This is a genomic window from Pseudomonas sp. LB3P31, assembly GCF_054897945.1.
Genome location: NZ_CM142710.1, coordinates 1,423,077 through 1,442,919, shown reverse-complemented (window position 1 = coordinate 1,442,919; position 19,843 = coordinate 1,423,077). Strand labels below are relative to the sequence as shown.

At 57.4% G+C, this 19,843-nt stretch carries 21 protein-coding genes; 6 read left to right on the top strand and 15 right to left on the bottom strand.

Features of this window, described 5'->3' with window-relative positions:
* The 6 genes from ccoO (ACYZTK_RS06485) to ccoN (ACYZTK_RS06460) all read right to left on the bottom strand — a co-directional run bounded on the left by ccoO (ACYZTK_RS06485) (window position 1) and on the right by ccoN (ACYZTK_RS06460) (window position 5,731).
* On the bottom strand, window positions 1-609 hold the full coding sequence (gene ccoO, locus ACYZTK_RS06485) for a cytochrome-c oxidase, cbb3-type subunit II (protein ID WP_462013686.1): 609 nt from the start codon (window positions 607-609) through the stop codon (window positions 1-3).
* Window positions 609-2,051, bottom strand: a complete 1,443-nt coding sequence (gene ccoN / locus ACYZTK_RS06480; protein ID WP_462013685.1) for a cytochrome-c oxidase, cbb3-type subunit I — start codon at window positions 2,049-2,051, stop codon at window positions 609-611. The genes ccoO (ACYZTK_RS06485) and ccoN (ACYZTK_RS06480) overlap by 1 nt, the downstream gene beginning before the upstream one ends.
* Window positions 2,052-2,533: 482 nt before the next feature.
* Window positions 2,534-3,487, bottom strand: coding sequence for a cytochrome-c oxidase, cbb3-type subunit III (gene ccoP / locus ACYZTK_RS06475; RefSeq protein WP_462013684.1), 954 nt, complete (start codon window positions 3,485-3,487; stop codon window positions 2,534-2,536).
* On the bottom strand, window positions 3,484-3,684 hold the full coding sequence (locus ACYZTK_RS06470) for a cbb3-type cytochrome oxidase subunit 3 (protein WP_462013683.1): 201 nt from the start codon (window positions 3,682-3,684) through the stop codon (window positions 3,484-3,486). Before ACYZTK_RS06470 ends, ccoP begins: the two co-directional genes overlap by 4 nt.
* Before the next feature lie 3 nt (window positions 3,685-3,687).
* Window positions 3,688-4,296 (bottom strand): cytochrome-c oxidase, cbb3-type subunit II, encoded by a 609-nt coding sequence (gene ccoO, locus ACYZTK_RS06465; RefSeq protein ID WP_462013682.1) that lies wholly within the window; start codon window positions 4,294-4,296, stop codon window positions 3,688-3,690.
* Between the two features lie 10 nt (window positions 4,297-4,306).
* The gene (ccoN, locus tag ACYZTK_RS06460) at window positions 4,307-5,731 is read right to left on the bottom strand and encodes a cytochrome-c oxidase, cbb3-type subunit I (protein WP_462013681.1); all 1,425 of its coding nucleotides are present in this window, start codon (window positions 5,729-5,731) and stop codon (window positions 4,307-4,309) included.
* A 96-nt stretch (window positions 5,732-5,827) separates the two neighbouring features.
* On the opposite strand from ccoN (ACYZTK_RS06460), the gene ACYZTK_RS06455 reads away from it, so the two are divergent.
* Entirely contained in the window at window positions 5,828-6,526 is a 699-nt protein-coding gene (locus tag ACYZTK_RS06455) for an alpha/beta family hydrolase (protein WP_462013680.1), read from the top strand.
* A gap of 181 nt (window positions 6,527-6,707) precedes the next feature.
* Here ACYZTK_RS06455 and ACYZTK_RS06450 read toward each other — a convergent pair whose 3' ends face one another.
* The 3 genes from ACYZTK_RS06450 to ACYZTK_RS06440 all read right to left on the bottom strand — a co-directional run bounded on the left by ACYZTK_RS06450 (window position 6,708) and on the right by ACYZTK_RS06440 (window position 9,564).
* Window positions 6,708-7,172 carry a hypothetical protein gene (locus ACYZTK_RS06450; RefSeq protein ID WP_462013679.1) on the bottom strand — a complete coding sequence of 155 codons (465 nt, stop codon included), beginning with the start codon at window positions 7,170-7,172 and terminating at the stop codon, window positions 6,708-6,710.
* 217 nt (window positions 7,173-7,389) lie between these two features.
* Window positions 7,390-8,955 (bottom strand): methyl-accepting chemotaxis protein, encoded by a 1,566-nt coding sequence (locus tag ACYZTK_RS06445; protein WP_462013678.1) that lies wholly within the window; start codon window positions 8,953-8,955, stop codon window positions 7,390-7,392.
* Window positions 8,956-9,237: 282 nt separating this feature from the next.
* Window positions 9,238-9,564 (bottom strand): hypothetical protein, encoded by a 327-nt coding sequence (locus ACYZTK_RS06440; protein WP_462014864.1) that lies wholly within the window; start codon window positions 9,562-9,564, stop codon window positions 9,238-9,240.
* Window positions 9,565-10,298: 734 nt separating this feature from the next.
* Between ACYZTK_RS06440 and ACYZTK_RS06435 the strand changes: the two genes are divergently transcribed.
* From ACYZTK_RS06435 to ACYZTK_RS06415, 5 genes are read left to right on the top strand one after another with little or no spacing between them, the layout of a single operon-like run.
* Complete coding sequence (locus ACYZTK_RS06435; protein WP_462014863.1) at window positions 10,299-10,799, top strand: DUF3304 domain-containing protein; 501 nt, start codon at window positions 10,299-10,301, stop codon at window positions 10,797-10,799.
* Complete coding sequence (locus ACYZTK_RS06430) at window positions 10,787-11,797, top strand: DUF2235 domain-containing protein (RefSeq protein WP_462013677.1); 1,011 nt, start codon at window positions 10,787-10,789, stop codon at window positions 11,795-11,797. Before ACYZTK_RS06435 ends, ACYZTK_RS06430 begins: the two co-directional genes overlap by 13 nt.
* Before the next feature lie 9 nt (window positions 11,798-11,806).
* Window positions 11,807-13,096 (top strand): T6SS phospholipase effector Tle1-like catalytic domain-containing protein, encoded by a 1,290-nt coding sequence (locus ACYZTK_RS06425; RefSeq protein ID WP_462013676.1) that lies wholly within the window; start codon window positions 11,807-11,809, stop codon window positions 13,094-13,096.
* 28 nt (window positions 13,097-13,124) lie between these two features.
* Complete coding sequence (locus ACYZTK_RS06420; RefSeq protein ID WP_462014862.1) at window positions 13,125-13,646, top strand: DUF3304 domain-containing protein; 522 nt, start codon at window positions 13,125-13,127, stop codon at window positions 13,644-13,646.
* Window positions 13,634-14,191 (top strand): DUF3304 domain-containing protein, encoded by a 558-nt coding sequence (locus ACYZTK_RS06415; protein WP_462013675.1) that lies wholly within the window; start codon window positions 13,634-13,636, stop codon window positions 14,189-14,191. Before ACYZTK_RS06420 ends, ACYZTK_RS06415 begins: the two co-directional genes overlap by 13 nt.
* A gap of 157 nt (window positions 14,192-14,348) precedes the next feature.
* Here the strand turns inward: ACYZTK_RS06415 and ACYZTK_RS06410 are convergent, their stop codons facing one another.
* From ACYZTK_RS06410 to ACYZTK_RS06385, 6 genes are all read right to left on the bottom strand, one after another.
* The gene (locus ACYZTK_RS06410) at window positions 14,349-14,732 is read right to left on the bottom strand and encodes a VanZ family protein (protein ID WP_462013674.1); all 384 of its coding nucleotides are present in this window, start codon (window positions 14,730-14,732) and stop codon (window positions 14,349-14,351) included.
* Complete coding sequence (locus ACYZTK_RS06405) at window positions 14,729-16,828, bottom strand: YjbH domain-containing protein (RefSeq protein ID WP_462013673.1); 2,100 nt, start codon at window positions 16,826-16,828, stop codon at window positions 14,729-14,731. The genes ACYZTK_RS06410 and ACYZTK_RS06405 overlap by 4 nt, the downstream gene beginning before the upstream one ends.
* Window positions 16,825-17,598, bottom strand: a complete 774-nt coding sequence (locus ACYZTK_RS06400; RefSeq protein WP_462013672.1) for a capsule biosynthesis GfcC family protein — start codon at window positions 17,596-17,598, stop codon at window positions 16,825-16,827. The genes ACYZTK_RS06405 and ACYZTK_RS06400 overlap by 4 nt, the downstream gene beginning before the upstream one ends.
* The gene (locus ACYZTK_RS06395; RefSeq protein WP_462013671.1) at window positions 17,595-18,254 is read right to left on the bottom strand and encodes a YjbF family lipoprotein; all 660 of its coding nucleotides are present in this window, start codon (window positions 18,252-18,254) and stop codon (window positions 17,595-17,597) included. The genes ACYZTK_RS06400 and ACYZTK_RS06395 overlap by 4 nt, the downstream gene beginning before the upstream one ends.
* Before the next feature lie 14 nt (window positions 18,255-18,268).
* The gene (locus tag ACYZTK_RS06390) at window positions 18,269-19,375 is read right to left on the bottom strand and encodes a polysaccharide biosynthesis/export family protein (protein WP_462013670.1); all 1,107 of its coding nucleotides are present in this window, start codon (window positions 19,373-19,375) and stop codon (window positions 18,269-18,271) included.
* A 90-nt stretch (window positions 19,376-19,465) separates the two neighbouring features.
* A complete protein-coding gene (locus tag ACYZTK_RS06385; protein ID WP_462013669.1) occupies window positions 19,466-19,750 on the bottom strand; it encodes a hypothetical protein in 285 nt (94 codons plus the stop codon).
* Window positions 19,751-19,843: the final 93 nt, after the last annotated feature.

The following is a 19,843-nucleotide window of genomic DNA, read 5'->3' as shown; positions in this document are numbered from 1 at the left end:
TCACCGTTTGCTTTTGATGATGGTGCCCAGGCCTTGCAGATAGGCCACCAGCGCGTCCATTTCGGTTTTGCCCTTCACAGCAGCCGATGCACCGGCGATATCTTCGTCGGTGTAAGGGACGCCGAGCGTGCGCAAGACTTCCATTTTCTTGGCGGTGTCTTTGCCGTCGAGCTTGTTTTCCACGAGGAACGGGTAGGCCGGCATTTTCGACTCCGGCACTACGTTGCGCGGGTTGTACAAATGCGCACGCTGCCAGTCATCGGAGTAACGACCGCCGACGCGGGCCAGGTCCGGACCGGTACGCTTGGAACCCCACAGGAACGGGTGGTCCCAGACGCTTTCACCGGCGACCGAGTAGTGGCCGTAGCGTTCGGTTTCAGCACGGAACGGGCGGATCATCTGCGAGTGGCAGCCGACACAACCGTTGGCGATGTACACGTCGCGTCCTTCCAGCTCAAGGGCGGTGCGAGGCTTCATGCCTTCGACCGGCTTGTTGGTGACGTCCTGGAAAAACAGTGGAACGATTTGCGTCAGGCCGCCGATGCTGACGGCGATAACCATGAAGAAGGCCAGCAGGCCAATATTCTTCTCGACTGCTTCATGCTTCATCAGTGAGCTCCAACTACAGCAATCTGTTCAGCAGCTTTGGCTTCAGCCGGGTTCGAGGCACGTACGGTACGCCATACGTTGTAGGCCATGAACAGCATGCCGCTGGCGAAGAACGCACCGCCCAGGGCGCGAACGATGAAGCCCGGGTGACTGGCTTGCAGCGCTTCGACGAACGAATAGGTGAGGGTGCCGTCATCGTTGATTGCACGCCACATCAGGCCCTGGGTGATGCCGTTGACCCACATCGAAGCGATATACAGCACGGTACCGATGGTCGCGAGCCAGAAGTGCGCGTTGATCAGGCCGATGCTGTGCATCTGCACGCGACCGAACAGTTTCGGGATCATGTGGTAGATCGCGCCGATCGAGATCATCGCTACCCAGCCCAAGGCACCGGCGTGTACGTGGCCGATGGTCCAGTCGGTGTAGTGCGACAGCGAGTTGACGGTCTTGATGGCCATCATCGGGCCTTCGAAGGTCGACATGCCGTAGAACGCCAGCGATACCACCAAAAAGCGCAGGATCGGGTCGGTGCGCAGCTTATGCCAGGCGCCCGACAGGGTCATCATGCCGTTGATCATGCCGCCCCAGCTTGGAGCCAGCAGGATAATCGACATCGCCATGCCCAGGGACTGAGCCCAGTCCGGCAGTGCGGTGTAGTGCAGGTGGTGCGGACCGGCCCAAATGTACAGGGTGATCAGCGCCCAGAAGTGCACGATCGACAGGCGATAGGAGTAGATCGGACGCTCGGCCTGTTTCGGCACGAAGTAGTACATCATCCCCAGGAAACCGGTGGTCAGGAAGAAGCCCACCGCGTTGTGACCGTACCACCACTGGATCATCGCATCCGTCGCACCGGCGTAGGCCGAGTAGGACTTAAAGAAGCTGACCGGCAGGGAAGCGTGGTTGACGATGTGCAGCATCGCCGTCACGACGATGAAGGCACCGTAGAACCAGTTGCCCACATAGATGTGCTTGGTCTTGCGTTTGGTGATGGTGCCGAAGAACACCAGACCGTAGGTGACCCAGACGATGGCCAGCAAAATAGCCAAAGGCCATTCCAGCTCAGCGTATTCCTTGGTGGTGGTGTAACCCAGCGGCAAGGTAACGATGGCGCCGACGATCACCGCTTGCCAACCCCAGAAGGTGAAGGCCGCGAGGCTGTCGGAAATCAGTCGCGTTTGGCAGGTTCGCTGCACGACGTAATAAGAAGTGGCAAACAGTGCACATCCACCGAAGGCGAAAATCACCAGGTTGGTGTGCAACGGGCGAAGGCGTCCAAAGCTCGTCCATGGCAGACCGAAGTTCAATTCCGGCCATACCAGTTGCGAGGCGATGAAAACACCAAGCCCCATGCCAAGGATCCCCCAGACCACCGTCATGATGGCGAACTGGCGGACTACCTTATAGTTATAAGCAGTCGGACTGATTGCTGTGCTCATTCTAAGGTTCCACGGTTTGGGTGTTTTATTAGGAGTAAAAATCGGCCGCAAGTATGTAGAAAGCGGGGGGTCATTGCAACGCGCCATGACCTGGGTCAATGCTTTCTAAAGCTGATTCTGCGGCCTTTCCATGCGCCGCGTAAGGACAAAATTGCCCATGGACAAAATGTCGCAGCAGACGAAAAAGGCGAGGGGGTCAGGTCGGATGTAACAGGGTGTGTTCAAACACAACGATCAGGTGACAGGAGGCAAATTCCACGACAGCCGGTATCTACCAGCCTTTGCGGCCTGTCATCGAGCAAATTCGTCGAACGCATCGCCTCGGGTCGACCTGGAACCGGCTCATGCCAGTCCGCATCGCAGAAAGCTTAGACCCGAATTCGGGGAACCGAAAGGCGTACTTTGGGAGGGTGCGACACTTGGTCGCAAAGGGGCAGGGAACTGCCGCATCCGGGTGAATGCGGCAGCAGAGCGGTCGAGAGTTATTCGCGTTTGCCTTCAGCTTGCAAATTTTCGGTACTCAATCCTTGAGACAGGCTGTACACATAGGCGGCCAGCAGTTGCACCTTATCGTTGCCCAGCAGCTCGTGCTGCGCCGGCATGTGCCCCTGGCGACCATGACGGATGGTCTGCTGCAGCTGCGCCAGGCTGGTGCCGTAGATGAAACCGACCGGGTGCGTCAGGTTCGGCGCGCCCATCGCCGGCGTGCCTTGGCCATTCGCGCCGTGGCAGGCCACACATGTAGTGCTGTAGGCCTCTTGTCCGGCCTGCAGGTCCGCCGTGTCGTCGGCAGGCAATGGCAGGCCGGCCAATTCGTGACGCACATAGGCGGCAACGTTCTTCACTCCGGTTTCACCGAGGATTTCGCCCCAGGCCGGCATCGCCGCCACACGGCCGCCCATGATCGTGGTCTTGATCATCTCGGCGTCGCCGCCCCAACGCCAGTCGCTGTCCGCCAGGTTAGGGAAACCAAACGCGCCCTTGGCATCCGAGCCGTGGCACACCGAGCAGTTGGAGGCGAACAAGCGACCACCCATCTTCAATGCCTGTGGGTCCTTGGCGACATCTTCCACGGGCATCGACGCGAATTTGGCGTAGATCGGCCCAAACTTCGCATCAGCCTTGGCCATCTCCTTTTCCCACTCGTGCACACCGGTCCAGCCGTCTTCATAGCCGGGCAGGATGCCTTTCCAGTTGCCCAGGCCCGGGTACAGCACCAGATAACCGACGGCGAACACCAGGGTGCCGGCGAACAGCATGAACCACCACTGCGGCAACGGATTGTCGTACTCCTCGATGCCGTCGAAGCTGTGGCCCATGGTCTGGTCGACGCTGCCCTTGGTCTCGCCCTTGCGGGTGCCGATCAGCAGCCAGGTCAGGCCGATCAGGCTGCCGATGGTCAGTACGCAAATCCACGTACTCCAGAAAGTGGTCATGACCGGGTACTCCTTGTTGTTGCAGGTTCTGGGGGGCTGTCGGGTTGCGGGTCATCGGCGAACGGCAGCAGGCGCGCTTCGGCGAATTCCGCATTGCGCTTGTTGTTGAATACCCACAGCGTCAGGCCGACGAAGGCCACGAACACCACGACGGTGCCCAGGCCGCGGATCATTCCAGTGCTCATTTCAAAGATCACGGCTCACCTCTTGCTCTTGATGGCAGTGCCGAGCACTTGCAGGTAAGAAACCAGGGCGTCCATCTCGGTCTTGCCCTTGAGGCTGGCCACCGCGCCGCTGATGTCGTCGTCGGTGTACGGCACGCCAAGGGTGCGCAACACCTTGAGCTTGGTCTCGGTGCTGCCGCTGTCGACCGCCTGGGTGACCAGCCACGGGTAGGCCGGCATCTTCGATTCCGGAACCACGTTGCGCGGGTTGTACAAGTGCGCACGGTGCCAGTCATCCGAGTAGCGCCCGCCGACCCGCGCCAGGTCCGGCCCGGTGCGCTTGGAGCCCCAGAGGAACGGGTGATCCCAGACGCTTTCGCCGGCCACCGAGTAGTGCCCGTAACGTTCGGTTTCGGCGCGAAACGGGCGGATCATCTGCGAATGACACTGCACGCAGCCTTCGCGGATGTAGATGTCACGACCTTCCAGCTGCAGCGCGGTGTAGGGTTTCATGCCTTCCACCGGCTTATTGGTCACGTCCTGGAAGAACAGCGGGACGATCTGGGTCAGGCCGCCGATGCTCACTGCCAGCACCATCAGCAACATCAACAGGCCGACGTTTTTCTCGATTGTTTCGTGTTTCATGGCGGACTCCTTAAGCCATCTGCGCGGCAGCGGCGACGTCGGCAGGCTGCGAGGCCCGTACGGTGCGCCAGGTGTTGTAAGCCATCAGGAACATGCCACTCAGGAAGATCGCGCCGCCCACCAGTCGCACGACGAAGCCTGGATGGCTGGCGACCAGGGTTTCGACGAAGGAGTAGGTCAGCGTGCCGTCTTCGTTGATCGCGCGCCACATCAGGCCCTGGGCGATGCCGTTGACCCACATCGACGCGATGTACAGCACGGTGCCGATGGTCGCGAGCCAGAAGTGCGCGTTGATCAGGCCGATACTGTGCATTTGCGGCCGACCGAAGATTTTCGGGATCATGTGATACAGCGCGCCGATGGAAATCATCGCCACCCAGCCGAGCGCACCGGCGTGCACGTGGCCGATGGTCCAGTCGGTGTAGTGGGAGAGGGCGTTGACCGTCTTGATCGCCATCATCGGCCCTTCGAAGGTCGACATGCCGTAGAACGCCAGCGACACCACCAGGAAGCGCAGGATCGGATCGCTGCGCAACTTATGCCAGGCCCCTGACAGCGTCATCATCCCGTTGATCATCCCGCCCCAGCTTGGCGCCAGCAGCACCAGCGACATCACCATGCCCAGCGACTGCGCCCAATCCGGCAGCGCGGTGTAGTGCAAATGGTGCGGACCGGCCCAGATGTACAGGGTGATCAGCGCCCAGAAGTGCACGATCGACAGGCGATAGGAATACACCGGACGCTCGGCCTGCTTCGGTACGAAGTAATACATCATCCCGAGGAAACCGGCGGTGAGGAAAAAGCCCACGGCGTTGTGCCCGTACCACCACTGCACCATCGCATCGGTCGCCCCGGCGTACACCGAGTAGGACTTGGTGAAACTCACCGGCAGCTCAAGGTTGTTGACGATATGCAGAATCGCCACGGTGATGATGAACGCACCGAAGAACCAGTTGCCGACATAGATGTGTTTGGTCTTGCGCTGCATGATCGTGCCGAAGAACACGACGGCGTAGGCGACCCAGACAATCGTGATCAAAATGTCGATCGGCCATTCCAGCTCGGCGTATTCCTTGGAACTGGTGTAACCCAGCGGCAGGCTTATCGCCGCCAGCAAAATCACCACCTGCCAGCCCCAGAAACAGAACGCGGCAATTTTCGGTGCAAACAGCTGGGTCTGGCAGGTGCGTTGCACCGCGTAGAACGAACTGGCGAACAGGGCGCAACCGCCGAAAGCGAAGATCACCGCATTGGTGTGCAACGGACGCAGGCGCCCGAAGCTGGTCCACGGTAAATCGAAATTAAGTTCGGGCCAGACCAATTGAGCCGCGAGAAAAACCCCGAGCCCCATGCCGACGATGCCCCACACCACCGTCATAATGGCGAATTGGCGGACCACCTTGTAGTTGTAGGCGGTACTGATAGAAGTGTTCATGGTTCCCCATCCACGGTTCAGCCGAAGTGAGCGCGCGTGCGACAAGGCAGCGCGTCCTTCGCCTGGAGTTATAGGCAGACTAAAAGCGAGGCAAGCATGGACAAAGAGCACAAGGCCAGTATTGACGGGGATCAATGGGCGCAGTGTGTGGGGGAACATGGATGGCTGTGGAATGCAGCTGTTGAACCGGCAGCTGCGACCCTGATCCTCGCCCACGGCGCTGGCGCTCCGATGGACAGTGCGTGGATGAACGACATGGCTGCACGCCTTGCTGGCGCTGGCGTTAACGTCCTGCGCTTCGAGTTTCCCTACATGGCCCAGAGGCGTGTGGATGGCGGTAAACGCCCCCCGAATCCTGCCCCGAAACTGCTGGAATGCTGGCGCGAGGTGTATGCCCTGGTGCGACGCCATGTCGCTGGGCCCTTGGCCATCGGTGGCAAGTCCATGGGCGGGCGGATGGCGAGTCTGCTGGCGGATGAATTGGGCGCGGATGCGCTGGTGTGCCTGGGTTATCCGTTTTATGCGGTGGGCAAGCCGGAGAAACCACGGGTGGAGCATCTGGCAGGGTTAAAGACACCGACGCTGATTGTCCAGGGCGAACGGGATGCGCTGGGGAATCGCGCGGCGGTCGAGGGCTACACGCTGTCACCGAGCATCGAGGTGTTCTGGCTGGTGGCGGGGAATCATGATCTGAAACCGCTGAAGGCTTCCGGGTTTAACCATGAACAACACCTCACAGCAACAGCAAACAAAGTGGCGGCGTTCCTGGAGTGCCACCAACACAAAACCCTGTAGGAGTGAGCCTGCTCGCGATGGCGGCCGACCAACCACCACCACTCCCAACCTGACAATAAAAAACCCGGAAGCTCGAAGCCCCGGGTTCCCTGTCACCACACAACTCCATTAGGAGCCGCCGAAGGCTCGGGCCGCAACCTTGCCCTATCGCGTTAACGTTCCCCCAGGGAAACGCCAGACTTCACGCATCACCAACCCCTCGCTTCAAGGAAAACTTACCCTTAGGCGATCGATGAATCCCCAAAAACTCTGCCTCGAATGCCCCAACACTGACTCCAGTTTCAGGGTCAAACTTGATATGGACAATCGCCGATTGCGCGCTTACCGCACCCAACTGATCGTTCGGCAACCAAAAAACGTGTGCGAAAGTAAGTCCATCCTTGCCCATTTCAAATTGGCGGTCGATCGGCTCGTCGTTGATGTAAGGTATGGTGAAGTCGTAAAAAAAAATGTCGTCAGTGTCGAATGACCCCGTCCAGCCTTCCCATACCCAAACGCGTTTTCCGGAAGGGTACTCATCCAGATACACCGCAGCATGAGTTGCATCGATGAAAGAGTCTTCTGAATTAAAACGCCACTTGAAAACCTGACTGGCGTCATACGGGCGTTTTTTATTGATGCTGTTCAGTCTGCGTTCGTTATCCATTTCTCAATCTCCATTGCGTGGGCTAAGCAAACTTTCTGTTTGCCCTGGAGACAGTAGGGTTTGCTAAACAAATGCGTAACTGTCACTAGTGACAGTTGGATAACGCGCCGATCTGTGCTGTTCAAACTCTGATCGTTCCCACTTACGGGAACGCCCAGATTCACGCGCTCCCGTAGGAGCTGCCCAAGGCTGCGATTTTTTGATCTTGCCTCTAACCCTACCGATTAAACCGCTCAACCAACGAATACTGCGTACTCGCCGTCTTCGTCAGCTCTTCACTCAACAACGCAGAATGCTGCGCCTGCTCCGAAGTCTGATCCGCCAGCTGCGAAATATTACTGATGTTCCGGCTAATCTCCTCAGCCACAGCGCTCTGCTCTTCCGTAGCCGCCGCAATCTGCGTAGTCATATCAGTAATATTCGCCACCGCCTCACTGATCCCCACCAGCGCCTGATCCGCCTCGAGCACCCGCGCCACACCTTCCTCAGCCTGACGATGCCCGGCCTCCATGGTCTGCACCGCTGTACTCGCGGTCTGCTGCAACTTGGCGATCAACGCATGAATCTGCCCGGTAGACTCACTGGTACGCTGCGCCAACTGCCGCACTTCATCCGCCACCACCGCAAACCCGCGCCCCATCTCACCCGCACGCGCCGCTTCGATCGCAGCGTTCAGCGCCAGCAAGTTGGTCTGGTCAGCGATGCCCTTGATCACATCCACCACACCACCGATCTCATCACTGTCCTTGGCCAGCTGAGTCACCGTCATCCCGGTTTCCCCCACCACCACCGACAGCCGCTGAATCGCATCACGGGTTTCCCCGGCAATATCACGCCCACGACCGGTCAAGCGATTAGCTTCCTGAGTCGCATCCGCCGTGCGCTGCACATGGCTCGCCACTTCCTGCGTGGTCGCCGCCATCTGATTCACCGCAGTCGCCACCTGCTCAGTCTCAACCCGCTGACGCTCCAGCCCGGTCGAACTCTTATGCGCCAGGGTATCGGACTGCTTCGCCTGCTCAGTCAGATGCTCGGCCGTATCCTGCAACCGGGTCAGGCAAGTTTTCAGACGCGCTTCCTGACTTAAAATCGACATCTCCAACCGCGCCTGAGCGCCACGACTGTCGGTGTACATCTGCGCAATCAACGGATCGGACGTGCTCTGCTCAGCCAGGCGCAACAAGCGCTTCAACCCGCGCTGCTGCCAGCTCAAACCCATCAACCCCAACGGCACCGAAAGTCCGGCGGCCAGCGCAAACCCCCACTGCGAAGTCAGCGTGGCGCCAATCATGAAACTCAACTGGCTCACCAGAATAAACGGCACCCAATCCTGCAAAACCGGCAGCCACTTATCGCTGGCAGGCACCGCCGACTTGCCCTGATTGATCCGCTGATACAGCGCCTCGGCCCGACGGATCTGCTCGGCAGTCGGCTTGACCCGCACCGACTCATAACCGACCACCTGATTGCCTTCAAACACCGGCGTCACATAGGCGTTAACCCAGTAATGATCGCCGTTCTGGCAGCGATTCTTGACGATGCCCATCCATGGCTGCCCCTGCTTCAGCGTCCCCCACATATGCGCAAACACCGCCGCTGGCACGTCCGGATGACGAACCAGATTGTGCGGCGCCCGAATCAGTTCCTCGCGAGAAAACCCGCTGATCTCGACAAAGGCGTCGTTACAGTAGGAAATCACGCCCTTGGCATCGGTCGTGGAAATCAACCGCTGCTGAGCCGGAAAAGTCCGTTCGCGTTGGGTAATGGGCTGGTTATTACGCATGGCATATTCAATCCGTGAGGCTTTCACAGGGTTTCGGCGGGGCAGGGGAAATGTTGAGTTTATTTTTCAAAGCTGGGATTGGCTTCACAAAAAAACTGCACCAAAACTCTGGCAGAGGGAACACTAAAGTGAACAGCTGTGGGAGCAAGTCTTTCCTGTGGAGCAATGCCTGCCTACAGAGCAATCCTTGCCAGTGGGTGCAGTGCTTGCCTGTGGGAGCAAGGCTTGCCCGCGATGACTCCAGCCCTGCCACCAAACCTGTCTGATCCCTGCAGCAGTTTCTCACCCACCAGCAGCCCCAGGCCGCAACCGCCGCCGAACCACATCCAACACATCACACCCATCCCTCAACGGAATGGCACAAAGCAGCGCAAAATCACTAAGAATAAAAGACTGACACTCCACCGACCCACGCATGGACAGATTCTCCAGCACCTGGGTAACGGCATGAATTCGGTAATTGGCAGCATCGACCAGGACATCGAGCGGCGCCTGGGCATCGATGAAAAAAGTGGGCATGTCATCACAGTTACTGGTGAGCGCCTTGAAGCGATTTTCGGGGTAGGGCGTTGGTTTTGAATAGGGCTGTTCGGGTTGAAGTATCGTCATTTTTTCATAGGCCTTCGGTGGATGATTAAGAACTACCAACGGCCTTTCCTACGGGCTTGGGTGGCAGCCGTACGCGGGAGTAGGAAACTGAGAATCCACCAACTCAGCCACGCCGAAGCGTGTCCCGCGCACGACCGCCGCTAACGATTACGCCGACACGATTGAAGTGCCGAAATCAAGCGACAAAGGTGATGCGCGGTGAATTATGAAGGGTTCCTACACCCAGCCACTGCCTTCGCAGCGACATCGAAAGACTACCCATCCAACCCACCGCGCACCAGTTCATGCAAGCCGCCAAAACTTGAAGGAAATCTCCGAAGACGGCGTCTCAAAACTCGCCCGTTTGTAGGACCAACTTCGTAAACGGACCCTCTGCGCCATCAGAAAACGGCGCGGGAGACTGTGCGGGATATCCCAAAAGAAAGAAGTAAGAAATGGATGCATTGCGAGTAGGAAATTTCGGTTCGAGCAAATACCGAAACTTCCTACGCATCCATCAGAAGCGTCCTATTCCCACCTAGGTGTGCCTTAGCGAAAGCTTCTAAACCCTAGGACCAGGGTGGAAGCACAGCCCTTCCTGACCGTCCCGATCCAGACCAGGAAGGCCTGACCATGTCTCAGTTTTTGCCCATCGACCACCGTCTAGACAGTTCACTTACAACATGAGTGCCTTTCAGCCAGGAAGACTGGGCAGGAGGCGCAAGCTCCAATCTTCGATCCTCAGTTATTCCTTCATGCTGCTCTTTCAACTGGCCGGGCTTCTCTTTGCTCCGAATGCGCAGGCCAGCACCATCGAAGGCATAAACCACACGCACTGGGCCATCAATCATTTCAAGGTCGATGGCCGCTCAGGCCTGGACATCATCGGTCCCTACCAGGGCGGCGGGGGAGGCTGCTGCTACATCGCGCCTTCGCGCTGGCAGCCTGGGATGACTGTGCGGGTTGATTGGGAGACTGGGGCCAGCGGCGTGAGTGCGCTCGCTGACGAGTTTCCCGGATTCGCCGACTGGCCTAAATATCTGGCCTGGGTCGGCAAAGTCGAGGCGCAGAAACGTCAACACAGCCGAGCAGTTCCAGTCCCCGACTACACGGGCCAAAAAGTCTGCGGCATCACCGTGCACTTCCTGCCCTGTGACGAAATTCAGGTTAGCACCTCCTGCTACGCCTATGGCAGCCCCGAATACCCGATCAAGACCCCTCTGCAATTGCCGGAGCCTCAGTCATGTCCGAAGTAAAACACGCCGCTGTTTGCTACCCGCCCCAGTTCCCCATCCAGGGCCGCTTACCCAGCCGTCCCGCGCAGATTTACCAGAACCACCGGCTCCAGCGCAGCCAGGAGAGTGACTACCACGATGCCCTGTCGGTGGCCGCCGGACGCCGAGTAATGGCGCCCTGCTGCAAGACTGTACACGTCAGTCTGTTCTTCGATGGCACCGGCAATAACCTCAACAATGATCTCTATCTGTCAGACCCCAAGCATCCGACCAATATCGCCCGTTTATTCCGCGCGAGCATTGGCGCCGGAGTAGGCGGCACTGCCCACGCCAGCAGTAGCGCCAGAGGTTTGACCGATGAAGCGGGCACCGGCAACGGTCAATTTTTCAAGTACTACATGCCGGGTGTGGGCACGCCCTTTACCGAAGTCGGCGATCTTGACTACGGCACCCTTGGCCTGGCCTTTGCCACCTATGGCGAAGAGCGTATCAACTGGGCGTTGATGATGATCATCGACGCCCTGCGTCGCACGCTGGGGCAGCCTCGACTGGACAACGCGAGTCTGCGCGCTGCGGTGAAGGCCATGGGCTCCCTGCCGGGGCTGGAGTGGCCGACTGGTTTCGCCAACCGGAGTCGCGAAGTTAACAAGCAACTGGCTGCCTTGGCCAAACCGTTGCGTATTGCCCTGACCCAGCCGCAACCCGGCCAGATGAAGTTGCTGGGGCTCAAGTTGTATGTGTACGGATTTTCCCGGGGGGCAGCGGCAGCCAGGGCCTTTGTCAGCTGGCTGAATCAGATGCTCTCAGGCTCGACGCCGAGCCTGACGCTGCTCGACCTGAAATTACCCATTAGCGTGGAGTATCTGGGGCTGCTGGATACCGTGGCCTCGGTGGGCATCGCCGACATCATCCCGGGGGCGCAGGGCCATATGAGCTGGGCGGATGGTAATCAGCAATTGCCTGGCGGCAGCCTGGTCAAAAGATGCCTGCATCTGGTGGCCAGTCATGAGCAGCGGTAGTGTTTTCCGTTGGAATCCATTCGAGGGGAGGGTGGCGGCTATCCCGGGAACAGTGTCGAGGTGATCTATCCGGGGGTGCATTCAGATATAGGTGGGGGGTATCCGCCTGGGGATCAGGGGAAGGCTGTCAGCGAGAACAACATCGTAGGAGATGCTTTATTGTTATCACAAATCTCTCTGAATGATCTTTATTCGGATGCGTATGCGCATGGTGCACCGTTAAAGGTGCCTATCAACTCTCTGCCTGCTGAGTTACGCCAAGATTCGTGGCGCGCATTTGTAGATGATATCGCGCAGGAATTTGAAGCTTCACCAGTGCTGGTTCAGCGCTTCAATGCCTGGCGTGAAACAACTCTAGGCTTGGAGCCTGCGCTGCTTACTCTCTCTATCGAGCAAGCGGAAAGATACCTGCCCATACCAGCGTCGGGCAGTCTGGAAGCCGTGTTAAGCACACAAATGGGATGGATCACCGCTTGGCGCATCGATCGCTATGCCTTCGCCACTCTCAAACAGCAGAACTTCTATCTCCAAGCAACCGATACCCAAGCAGACAAGCTAGTACGCAAAAACGCTGAGCACGCCCGTGACACGGCGCAGATGAGCGTCGAAGCAAATCGTAGAGCGCAACTCGCCGTTGAATATATTAAGAAAGAAACAAAAAAACCGCTGGAACCCGGAGTGAAGGACTTCGATGCAGACATGACCCAAACCCAGTTGCGCGAAGCAGCCGAGGAATTTGCGTCAGTCTATCGTGGTTCCGGATGGCTCGATTCCATCGCGTTGCGCGTGGCGCTGCTGGCGCTATTTCCCCAGCATCCGTATCAGGTCAGTGATATGGCGCGAGCTGAACGCCTGCGGATGAAAACTGCGGGACGAGCCAAGGTCAGCCTGTTGTTCCCGCCGCCCAGCGACTGGGGCAACCATAAAGACGAAGAGACCCGAGGGCTTGTGGACGAAAGCCTGAACGCCAACAAGCCCGAGGGTTTGTTGCGCGCGCTGTTCGACGATCAGGTGCACGACTCGCGGGCCTGGTTTCTTTACTCAATGGGACGTGAATTAGGCGGTCACTACTTCAGCGAACGCATGGTGTTCTTCGGAAATGCCGGGCGACGGGATCTAGCGTTGTATGGAGAGGATGGCGCAGCCAAGCTGGCCGTTCGTCCTGCCGCTGATCCAGCCCTCTCAGCACAGCCGCCAGCGATGGACGCCGAACGCCTGGCTCAAGCGCATAAAGCCATCGATGAGATATGGGAGGCTTATTACGCCAAGCATCTGGGGGTGAATGATGCGCAGGCCTAAGTCTGCTGAGCGCTGCGCCTCACAGGCAATGAATGCCGCGCGTTTGTCGCGTTTACTCCCCGGCGTCTTGCTCGGTTTAGTTGCGACACTTCACGTGCACAGCGCGCAGGCCAGCACCATCGAGGCCATCAACCACACGCACTGGGCCATCAACCATTTCAGTGTTGACGGTCGCTCAGGCCTTGATGCGATTGGTCCCTACCAGGGCGGTGGGGGAGGCTGCTGTTACGTAGCGCCGTCGCGCTGGAAGCCCGGGATAAAAGTGCGTGTGGATTGGGAGACGGGTGTGGCTTATTCCGATGACTTTCCCGGTTTTGCAGATTGGCCCAATTATCTAGCTTGGAAAACAAAGGTCAATAGCCAGAAAACTCAACACAGCAAGCTAGTCACTGTGCCCGACTACACCGGCCAAAAAGTCTGCGGCATCACGGTGCACTTCCTGCCCTGCGACGAAATTGAGCTCAGCACTTCCTGCTACGCCTACGGCAGCCCCGAGTACCCGATCAAGACACCGCTGCAGTTGCCGGAGCCTCAATCATGTCCGAAATAAAGCGCGCTGTTCTTTCGTGTCTCAACAAAGTGGGAGGAGCCTTGCCCGTGCGTACGGGTCTTCTCTGTAGCCTCGCTTTGACTTCATTTGTGCAGAACGTACAAGCGGGAATCATCGAAGGCATTAACCACACGCACTGGGCCATCAATCATTTTAGTGTTGACGGTCGCTCAGGCTTGGACATCATTGGTCCCTACCAAGGGGGTGGCGGAGGTTGCTGTTATATCGCCCCGCAGCGCTGGCGACCGGGGATGACGGTGCGGGTCATTTGGGAAACGGGCGTCGCTTATGCCTATGACTCACCTGGATATACAGACTGGCCGAAGTACTTGGCATGGGAGAAAAAGATCGATTCGCTGACGCGCCAACACAGTAAGGAAGTGCCAATACCTGATTTCACCGGCCAAAAAGTCTGCGGCATTACGGTCCACTTCCTCCCTTGTGAGGAACTCCAGGTCAGCACTTCCTGCTACGCCTACGGCAGCCCTCAATACCCGATCAAGACGCCGCTGCAATTGCCAGAGCCTCAGTCATGCCCGAGGTAAAGCCCGACTCCAAATCAGACGCCATAGCCCAAAACCAAAAATGGGAGCTAGCCTGCTACGAATGCAATTGCCAACCAAAAAATCGACTGACACATCACAATTCGCAGCAACCCAGCTCCCATTTCACAGGCACCTAAAATGCCCAATCAACAAACGCCTACGACTCCACCACCAACGCCTTCCTCTGCCGGGCACCCTGCACTCCCCGCAGAACCAGCACAACCACCATCCCACACAACACCCCAGTAGCATTAGCCACCATATCCCCCCAGGATGCCGTCCGCATCGGCATCAAGCTCTGCTCCAGCTCAATCAACATCGAACCCACCAACGGCCAGAACAACAACCAACCCAACCTGGTGCCGGGAAACGCCAGATAGGCACTCACCGTCAAGCACGCGAAGCCGGCCCAGTGATGCAGCTTGTCCTGATTCTCGAACACCTGCGGCACCGGCTCGCCGCGCATGCCGGCGACGCACAGCACCAGCAGGATCACGAAAAACGCCAGCTTGGGCAGGACACGCAGAATCTGCTGCTTCATTCGGTGACCTTGTAGAAGTTGTTGTGAAACAGGTCGATGTTGCGACGCTCGGTCAGGGAGTACAGCGAGTAGCTGCGACCCAGGGATGCGCCACCGTCTCGAGTCAGTGGAGTCCACGCAAGGTTAGCCCGGCGGGTGGTCGAGCTGGACATCAATTCGTCGAATGGAATCGAGAAATAAATACCCTTGCCGAAACTACCTTCACCATATTCCTCTTTCGTGGCGTTGGTGATCGTGACCCAACCACCAAACCGCACGCCGTTGCTGAACTCGCGAGACAAGTCCAGGGTCGCGCCGTAGTCTTTGGCCAAATAACGCCCGACGCTGAGTGCGCCCAGAATGTCCTGGAACGAACTCCGATAGTAAAGCGTAGCGTTACCGGTGATGGTGCTGTAGTCACGCAGGCCGAAGCCCTGATCGAAATCACGCTGCTTGACCCAGTTCATGTCCACACCAACCGCCCAGCGCTCGCCCATCGGACGGTACAACGCTTCACCGCCGACGCCGGCAAACATCGATTCCAGATAGCCGCCGTACACCATGCCGTAGAGGTCCTGGTCCAGCTGCTTGACCTTGTTCAACTGGAAGGTCGGCATCGTCACTTCCGACGTCGTCATGTACTGACGCAAGTCGGTACGCACTCGCGGCAGGCCGCTGGGTGCGTCGTACTTGAACTTGTCGAAGTTGTTGATCAGGTTCGCGCTCAGGGTACTGTTCCACCACAGGTCCGGCTTGAACCGGTATTCGGCAGTCAGGTCCGCACTGAACTGATACAACAGGAACCCGTCAGGGCCACCGACGTTCTGTTTGTACCCGAGGCCCAGGCCATAGGTGAACTTGTCCGGCGTCTTCGCGTACAGGGTTTTTTCCTGATGCGGCACGGGAACGTTCTGCTCGGTCACCCGGCGCAGGTCTTCCAGTGGGCGATCTTCTTGCACCACTTCGCGGAAAGTATCCCGCGGCAGGCTGACTTCCTGGACCGGCAAGCTGTAACGGGTGTCGACCATGGTGAACCAGTCGATCTGATCGTTGACGCTGTTGTCGAGGATGCGCGAAGCACGGCCGACGGCTTTCGGGGTGTGGAAGTAGCGACCCTGCTCGCCGTAGACGATCAGCTCGGAATCACGCTGGGTGATTTTCGAAACGGTGTAGCCCGCGTTGTTCTGCAAACGCTTGGCGACGCCGGCCCATTGCACGTCCGTTGGCGCGGTTGTCGGTTTGACGTCCGGTACGGGTTCGGGTTTTGGGTCGAAGCTCTTGGTCGGCGCCTTGCGGGTGGCGAAGTTGGTGTGCAGGGTGATGCCGAACATGGCGGTGTTGCCGCGTTCCCAGGCTGCGTGGAGGTCTACTGTGTCGTTGGCTTTGAAGACGAAGCCCAGGTTGATTGGGGAGTCCTGGATTTGGTTGTTGTTCTGCGGCTCGTGCTGGTAGTCGTTGCCTTCGTATTCGAGCTTTATGGACAGTGGGTCCCATGGAGTTTGGTAAGTTAGTCCGCCGAAGAGAGAGGGCGAGCCGCGGAAGTAGCTGTTTGAGTTAAAACCACCTGAGTTAGCTACATCATTGTCTGGTGTAGGTCGGTTGTTGAATTTATCATCCACGAGGCCCAATGGGTTGCTGAAATCACCCCTGTTGCCGATGTAGCCCCAAGCCAGACCAAGACTAAGATCGAAATTGCCAAATCTTTTGTTGCCAACGAAATATTCGCTCGAGAAAAGGCCTGTACCACCTATGTCCCTGGCACCCACTGCAACCTGCGGAACCCAATGGCTTTCTTCGAGCAGGCGAATCTTAGAGTCAATTGCCTTGTCCTTATAACTTTGGTCTCCACTCAAAGCCTCCGCACCATAAACTCGGTTAGTGATTGCGGTGTACCGAAAAGAACCTTCAAACCAGTCGAACGGTTGGAACGACACGCTGTATCGGCTATAAGGATCGGTCCGACTTGCAGTCAAAGACAATTCACCCGCTGGCGCCATGCGTGCGCTAGGTGTCTGTAACAGGCCAATACCGCCAAAGTCGCTTTGCGTGTGGCGGGGTTCGGCGATCGTCCAAGCGCTACATCCGAGCAACAGGCATGGAATCAAACGATATCTCATGGCTTCACCTCCAGCAGTGGCTGGGTGGCGATAAAAGCGGCCAGTTCAGTATTCAGGTCTGGTGTTGGATCACCCTTGGAGGTGCGATGCACGGGCACATAAATGCGCGCCCCAGGCGCGGGAGGTACTGACTTAGTTTCGTTCCACAGCGCTATACCTTCCTGGAAAACGCGACCATCCGGCTGGATGACAAACAGCAAATCATTGTCGGCACCAGCATCACGCGGGCAGTTTTTCAGATAACTGATTGCCGGCTGCAAAGCCTGATATGGAAGTTCGCACTCGCCAGTAACCGCACCGACAATCTTCACAGTGTTCGGACGAGGGGGGTAGAGCAGCACATCACCGTTGTTCAGGTAGGGATTGTCCACACGGTTCAACTCAACTCGCACTGGATCAAGTTGAGCGACTCGGCGGCCAGTAACCGGCATGGCTTGCACCTTGTCGATCAAACGCTGAGCCAACGCTACCAGCTCGGTTTCGTCATCCTGTAACGCGTTGCTCCTAACAGTCGCGAGATCGAAGAGCACACCCAGCTTCAAACGCTCCTGCGCGTTGCGTAGTGGGGTGTGCAACCACGCAGCACCAAGCAGATAAGCCTTCGGGTTAACCTGGGCCGGTAGCAAAACGTCATGCAAGCGAGTCCCTTCCTGGAACGCATAGCGCCCAGGTTTGGCGGCATCACCCTGCACGGTGACCAGCGAGTCAGCATATGCGGCAAAAGTCATGAGAAGGCCGCAGCAAAGCAGCCAGGAGGAACGAGGAATCATTGCACTACCGGCTTATTCGGGCGCACTTGAACAATGCGTAGGGGCAATTCGGGAGTCAGGTGTTGCACACTGGCCATGATGAAGCCGTCGGCAGGGTCGACCCAATACTGGTTCCGCGCGGTGAAGCCCAGACCTTCCAAGGCGATGTCCTCGTCAACGCGCAGTAGCTCTACGTCGCGGTCGAGGATATGCACGGTTTCCAGGCCCTTTTTCTCGAATCGGCTGGTAAGAGTCACACCCATCCGGTAACCATCGACAAAGTCCACTTGACGGCGGGTCTGCAGGCCATCGGCAACTCGGTGCAAGCCGGCTTTGAAAGGCGACACATCATCAAAGCGAGTGCCATCGAGGTTGTTGTTGAAACCAACGCTACGAATGGCCAAGCCGTCTTCGAGCATTAGGATCTGACGAGTCGAGGCCATCCAGAAACCAACCCCATCCTGCACACGCACCAACGCCATGACGGCTTCACCTGTAGGTGCCGTAATGGTGATCTGGTAGTACGGAGTTGCATCCACCTGTTGGCGGGTGAGTTCCAGGGGCTCAGGACCTTCGAAAGCGGCCTTGAGCGTATCCATGGAAGCGGTCATCAACGGGTTGCAGGCGCTAACCAGCAAGGAGGCCACCGATAGGGTGGCCAGTCGCAGAAATTTCACTAGACATCCAATTCTTAATTATTACTGCCCAAGTCATCTTGAATGCCAACACCGGTACGAAGCAGGTTTGCTGACGGGAATACCTGGCTTATGAAGCGGTTCCAGCGAGTGACGTCTGCTGGGCCGACATAGACCACATCCTGCGGCTTCAATTTGAAGTGCTGGGACAAGGCGAATGCTGAAGGCGATTTGAGATCGATCTGAAAGACTTTGACGGGCTCGTCGGCTAGATTCTCCACGCCACGAATGACGTAAACCTCTTTGCCGCTGGAAGTTTCCTGGCGCAACCCGCCTACACTACCTAGTGCATCGGTTAAGTTCATGTTACTTCCTTTGAAGTTCAGCGCGCGCGTCGCCGTTACCTCACCCAACACATAGACCTTCTTTTGGTCATTGTAAGGAAGGTGCAATTGATCACCGTCTTTAAGATAAATATTGTGTAAACGTGAATCCTTACGATTGAGTGCGTCGAGATCGATAAAATATTCGCGGCCGTCTCGTTTGAGTACTAGTCCGGAAATATCAGCAGTTTCCGCAACGATAGACCCTTGGCCGACCGCGTCAAGCAGCCTGAGGGGAGTGTTCGTAATAGGAAACTGACCTGTCTTTAGAAATGCGCCAGAGAGAATTACTTTCTGACTGACAAATCTCAAGATGCTGACATCCACCTGAGGCTCTGCTACTACTTTAGCTAATTTCGAGGAGATAGTTGACCGTAGTTCTTCAATTGTTTTACCAGCCGCAGCAATCGTACCTACATAGGGATAAAAGAGACTGCCATCGGGGCGGACAAGCCGGCCATTTGCTTCAATTTGTTGTTGCGATCCGGAAGGCGCAGTGAGTTCCGGATGGTCCCAAACGGTAATGTAGATCAGATCACCGGCACCGATTCGATATTCAACTGGCTGATAGTTCAATAATTCAGGTGCTACGAAGTTGGAGAGATCGGTGGCCGACTCTACAGCGACAAGCTTCGGAGTGATCGGTATCAGCTCGATCCGGCTGCTCTCAGGCGAACCTTCACGTACTAGATTACCCGTGTCCATGTGCTGACCAGGGGAAAATATGCAGCCTTGCAGGGTCAGGCCAACCAGCATGGCCAAGGGAAGCGCGCGATTCATTGTTGAAATTGCTCGAGGGATAGGCAAAACAAAACCTCCCAGCAGGGCTGGGAGGTTAGCGTATCGAACTTAAAGCGATGGGAACTGGTATCAGTTGGTGCCAGTTGTGCCGGTGGTGCCTGTAGTGCCGGTAGTGCCTGGAGTTCCATCATTACCGCCACCACCGCCGCTGTTGGAAGCAGCAACGCCAACAGCGATCAGGCCAGCGCCAACAGCCAAGCCAGTTCCAACAGTTACGCCACCAGCGATCGGCGTAGACAAGCTCAGCGGAGCATCAGTTTTAGGCGCCGCTGGAGCTTTTGCAGGTGCAGTTTCCGCAGCCATCAATGGGAGGCTGATGGATGTTACGAGGGCCAATGCCAGTAGTTTTTTCATGATCGTGCTCCTTGAAAGGATAATCCCTGAGGGTTATCGGGGTAGGGTATTGCAGTCCGTGTATCCAATGCAAGCTACTGCTGCATGAATCTT